Source organism: Sphingopyxis sp. SCN 67-31 (assembly GCF_001725095.1).
In genome coordinates this window covers 1-5,036 of sequence record NZ_MEFH01000229.1, presented here as the reverse complement: position 1 = coordinate 5,036, position 5,036 = coordinate 1, and the positions used below count along the sequence as shown (strand labels likewise).

General features: G+C 64.4%; 4 protein-coding genes and 1 pseudogene. All 5 read right to left on the bottom strand.

The features are described from left to right. A partial coding sequence (locus tag ABS88_RS24845) for a CaiB/BaiF CoA transferase family protein (protein ID WP_286750911.1) occupies positions 1 to 528 on the bottom strand: 528 nt, incomplete at its 3' end. A gap of 137 nt (positions 529 to 665) precedes the next feature. Beyond that, the gene (locus tag ABS88_RS24840) at positions 666 to 1,916 is read right to left on the bottom strand and encodes an acetyl-CoA C-acetyltransferase (protein ID WP_058811707.1); all 1,251 of its coding nucleotides are present in this window, start codon (positions 1,914 to 1,916) and stop codon (positions 666 to 668) included. Positions 1,917 to 1,973: 57 nt separating this feature from the next. Then, positions 1,974 to 2,733, bottom strand: a pseudogene (locus ABS88_RS24835) (SDR family oxidoreductase). Between the two features lie 11 nt (positions 2,734 to 2,744). Beyond that, complete coding sequence (locus ABS88_RS24830; protein ID WP_003051302.1) at positions 2,745 to 3,950, bottom strand: acyl-CoA dehydrogenase family protein; 1,206 nt, start codon at positions 3,948 to 3,950, stop codon at positions 2,745 to 2,747. Further along, positions 3,947 to 5,035, bottom strand: coding sequence for an acyl-CoA dehydrogenase family protein (locus ABS88_RS24825; protein WP_286750910.1), 1,089 nt, complete (start codon positions 5,033 to 5,035; stop codon positions 3,947 to 3,949). Before ABS88_RS24825 ends, ABS88_RS24830 begins: the two co-directional genes overlap by 4 nt. Between the last annotated feature and the right edge of the window lies 1 nt (position 5,036).

Sequence of the window (5,036 nt, the reverse complement as noted above, 5' to 3'; positions counted from 1 at the left end):
CTTCGCGGCGTGCAGCAGCGCGCTTGCCATGCCGAAGGCCAGCATCATGCCGCCGCCGCCGAAATCGCCCACATAATTGACTGGCGGCACCGGCTTTTCTCCAGCGCGGCCAACGGTATGGAGGACGCCCGACAGCGCGATATAGTTGATGTCGTGTCCGGCCGCCTGCGAATAGGGGCCATATTGGCCCCAGCCCGTCATCCGTCCGTAAACAAGCCTGGGATTGTCGGCGAGCAGCACATCGGGGCCGAGCCCCAGCCGCTCCATGACGCCCGGACGATAGCCTTCGATGATGCCGTCGGCGCTCTTGCACAGATCGCGCGCGATCGCGACCGCATCGGGATTTTTCATGTCGAGCGCGATCGAGGTGCGGTTGCGCGACAGCGGATCGCGCGGGTCCATGAAACCGCCGGGACGATCGATACGGATTACCTCCGCACCATGGTCGGCGAGCATCATCCCGCAATAGGGGCCGGGACCGATCCCCGCAAATTCGATGATCCTGATGCCCTTGAGGGGTCCGGCCATGTTGTGTCTCCCATGCCTGCATCGTCATTGCGAGGACCCCGGACTTAATCCGGGGGGCACGGCAATCCAGGAGGGGCGTAAACCGTCCTGGATTGCTTCCCCCGGCTTTCGCCGGGGTCGCAATGACGACGATTGTCTTAGATGCGTTCGATGATGATGGCCGGTGCCATGCCGCCCGCGGCGCACATGGTGACGAGGCCATAGCGGCCACCCGAGCGTTCGAGTTCGTCGAGCGCGGTGCCGATCAGGATCGAACCGGTCGCGCCGATCGGGTGACCGAGCGCCATCGCGCCGCCGTTGATGTTCACCTTTTCGCGATCGAGGTCGAGGTCGCGGATGAACTTTTCGGCGACCACCGAAAAGGCTTCGTTGATTTCCCAGACGTCGATGTCGTCCTTGGTCAGTCCGGCTTTTTCGAGCACCTTCTTGGCCGCCGGAACCGGGGCGTTGAGCATCAGCGTCGGATCGTCGCCGATATTGGCATAGGCGACGACGCGCGCGCGGGGCTTCAGGCCATGCTTGTCGGCATAATCCTTGGATGTCAGCAAAATCGCGGCGGCGCCGTCGACAACGCCCGACGAATTGCCTGCATGATGGAAATGCTGGATTTCAAGGTCGGGATAGCGGCGGTTGATCTGTTTCCGGAAGGTGAAGCCGCCGCCCATGTCGAAATCGGCGAGCGCGGCAAAGCTGGGCTTGAGTGACGCAAGGCCCTCCGCGGTGGTTTCGGGGCGCGGGAACTCTTCATGGTCCAGCGCAACGCTGCCGTCCGGGTTCAGGACGGGCACGACCGACTTGTTGAAGCGGCCTTCCTTGATCGCTCTGTCGGCGCGCTGTTGGCTGACGAGCGCGAGCGCGTCGAGCGCTTCGCGGCTGATGCCCTCGATCGTTGCGATCGCGTCGCCGCAGATGCCCTGGTGCGATTGCGGGTGGATTTCGTCGAGCGCTTCATGGCCCGATCCCATCAGGCGCGGCGGCAGTCCCGCGTTCGCCTGCTCGGCGGCAAAGGCGGTGGTGTAGCTCATCATCTCGGTGCCGCCGGCGATGACGCAGTCTTCCATTCCGCTCATCACGCTCGCCGCGGCGAAATTGACCGAGCTGATGCCGCCGCCACAGAAGCGGTCGAGCGTCGTTCCGCTGGCCTTGGTGTCGTATCCCGCCGACAGCGCCGCCATGCGGCCAAGGTCGCCGCCCTGCTTGCCGTTCTGCGACGAGGTCGACCAGACGATATCGTCGACCGTTGCCGTGTCGAGATGATTGCGGTCGCGGATCGCGGCGAGGACGGTCGCGGCGAGATGCTGTGGGTGAAGATGCGACAGCGCGCCCTTGCCGGGCTTGCCGATCCCGCGCGGGGTGCGGACGGCGTCGATGATATAGGCTTCGGCCATGATGATGTTCCTTTTTTTGAAAGTCTTGACGCGGGGCCGTGCGGCCGCCCCCGAGGGTTACCGAGGGGCCATGCGGATCGCGCCGTCGAGGCGGACGGCCTGGCCGTTGAAATAGGTGTTGCGGATCATTTCCATCGCCAGGCTGGCATATTCCTCGGCCTTGCCGAGCCGCTTGGGGAAGGGGACCGACGCTTCGAGGCTTTCCTTGACCTTGGGGTTCATATTGCCGAGCAGCGGCGTACCGAACACGCCGGGCATGATCGAATTGACCCGGATGCCGAGGTCCATCAGATCGCGCGCCATCGGCAGGACGAGGCCGTTTACCCCGGCCTTGGCCGACCCGTAGATGACCTGACCGATCTGTGCGTCCTGCGCCGCGACCGAGGCGGTGAAGATGAAGTTCGGGCAATGTCGCCATGCCTTCGGCCGCGATCGATCCGATCCGGTAGCTGGCGGTCAATATGCCCGCGACGCCATATTCATAATCGGCGGTCGGGGTCCGGCGAAATTTGCCCGTTTCCTTGTCATAGGCAAGCGTCTTGCCGCGGCGCGACGTCATCGCGCAGTGGACCGCGATGCGTTCCTGACCATGAGCGGCGCGCGCCTTGGCAAAGCCGTCGAGAACCGACTGTTCGTCGGTGATATCGACATGGACGAACAGGCCGCCGATCGAATGCGCCACCTCTTCGCCCAGCGCGTCGTTGATATCGAAGATCGCGACCTTCGCGCCTGCGGCGGCAAGCGCTTCGGCGGTTGCGCGGCCAAGACCGGACGCGCCGCCCGTGACGACGGCCGCGGTCGAGGAATCGAGTTTCATGGGGAGGCTCCTCAGGCTGGAATCTGGTTGAAGGGGACGCCCTTGTCGGGGCGATGGTCTTGCGGCAGGCCGAGGATGCGCTCGGCGATCGTGTTGAGCAGCGTTTCGTCCGATCCGCCGGCGATGCGGCCGGTCGGCGCGTTGATCCAGCTCGATGCCCAATCGTCCTTGGGCGAGGCATGCTCGTCGAAGTGGAAGCCGCCGACGCCCTGCAGGTCGATCGCGAGTTCGGACAGCTTTTGGCGCGAGCGCACCGCGACCAGCTTGTTGAGCGAGCCTTCGGGACCCGGCGTCATACCCGCCTGCATCATCAATCGTGCGCGGACATTGATCGAATCGAGCCCCGAACGCATCGCATAGTTGCGGGCGATCTGCTGCCGGATTCGGCCATCCTCGATAGCCGGTCGGCCATTGATCATCAGGTCTTTCGCCAGATCGACGAACAGGTCGAGGTGCGGGCCGAATCCGGCGCTGTCGGTTGCGACATAGCGTTCGATCATCAGGGTCGCGAGCGCGACCGAGAAGCCGCCGCCGACCGGAGACATGCGGTGGTCGTCGCTGATCTTCACATCGTCGAAGAAGACTTCGTTGACGTGACTGTCGCCGCCGGCGAGTTTGATCGGGCGCACGGTGACGCCGGGCGCCTTCATGTCGACCCAGAAATAGGTAAGGCCCTTGTGCTTGGCGACGGTCGGGTCGGTGCGCACGACGATGACGCCATAGTCGCTATATTGCGCCCAGCTCGTCCAGACTTTCTGGCCGTTAATCTTCCATCCGTTGCCATCGGTTTCGGCGCGCGTGCGCAGGCCGGCAAGATCGGTGCCGCCCGATGGTTCGGAGAAGAGCTGGCACCAGATTTCTTCGCCCTGCAGCGCCTTGAGCACGCGCTCCTTCACGAAATCGCGGTCAGAGCCGAACTGCATCAGCACCGGCACCGGCATGCCGAGCGAGATGCCGAAATAGACGTTCGGGAAGCCGTGCTTCATCTCCTCGGCTTCGAAGGTGATCTTCTCGATATGGCCAAGGCCCTGTCCGCCGAGGTCGGTAGGCCAGTTGATGCCCGCGAAGCCCGCATCGAATTTCGCCTTTTGATAGCGGCGTCCGAGCGCGAGATCCTCTTCGACGCTCAGGCCCTTGCGGGCCGCCTTGCCGAACGTGGGCGCGACGGATTCGCACCAGGCTGCGGCCTTCGCGCGATAGGCTTCGAGATCGCTCATGCTGCTTCTCCTGCCAGGCGATCGACCAATATATCTTCCCAGAACAGGCTGCTTCCCTGTTCAAGCGCCAGCGTGCGGGCGCGGCGCATATGTAGGTGCAGGCCGATTTCCCAGGTCACGCCGATGCCGCCGTGGATCTGCACGCAATCGCGCGCCGCGGTGTCATAGGCTTCGGTCGCCGAAAGCCGCGCCGCGGCGGCCGCCGTCACGAAGTCGCTCTGCCCCTCGCGCGAGGCCGCGTGGATGCAATTGGCGCGCGCGAGTTCGACGAGGCCGTAGAGTTCGGCGATGCGGTGCTTGATCGACTGGAAGGCGCCGATCGGTTGCCCGAACGCCTTGCGCGTGACGGCATAGTCGCGCGCGATTTCCATCAGCGCCTCGGCTCCGCCCGTCTGTTCGTGCGCGGTGATGACGGCCTGCAATGCCAGAATGTGCAGCGCCGCCGCGCGCGCGGCGCTTCCGCTGACGAGCGTCTCGGCGGGCGTATCGGCAAAATGCAGGTCGGCGAGGCAGCGGCTGTTGTCGAAGCTGTCGATCGCCGTCTTTTCGACCTTGGCAAGATCGACCAACGCGAGGACCGGCATACCCGGGCCATTGGCGAAGACAATGGCGACGTCGGCATGTAATGCGCCCGAAACGCCGTCCTTCACCCCATCGAGGCGATCATTGGTCAGCGTGACTTTGGGATGGGCGGGCAGGGCGTCAGGCCCCGATGCAATCGCGACCGCCCCGATGACATCCCCGCTTGCCAGGCCGGGTAGCCAGCGCTGTTTCTGATCATCGCTGCCGTATAGCTCGATCGCTTTTGCCGCACCGAAATTCGAGGTCAGAAAGGGTGCGCCGCTGAGCGTGCGGCCCGCCTGGTGCGCGATCAGGCCGAGTTCGACTAGGCCGAGCGCAAGGCCGCCATGGGCTTCCGGCAAGGCCAGCGCGGTCCAGCCTTGTTCTTTCGCGGTGGCCCAGAAGGCTTCGTGATAGCGCCCGCTTGTCTGGAGCAGCGGGAGCAGATCGTCCTTGTGCACGCGCGCTTCCAATATGCGGCGCGATTCGGTGGCGATCGCCTGTTGTCCTTCGTCGTACAAAATC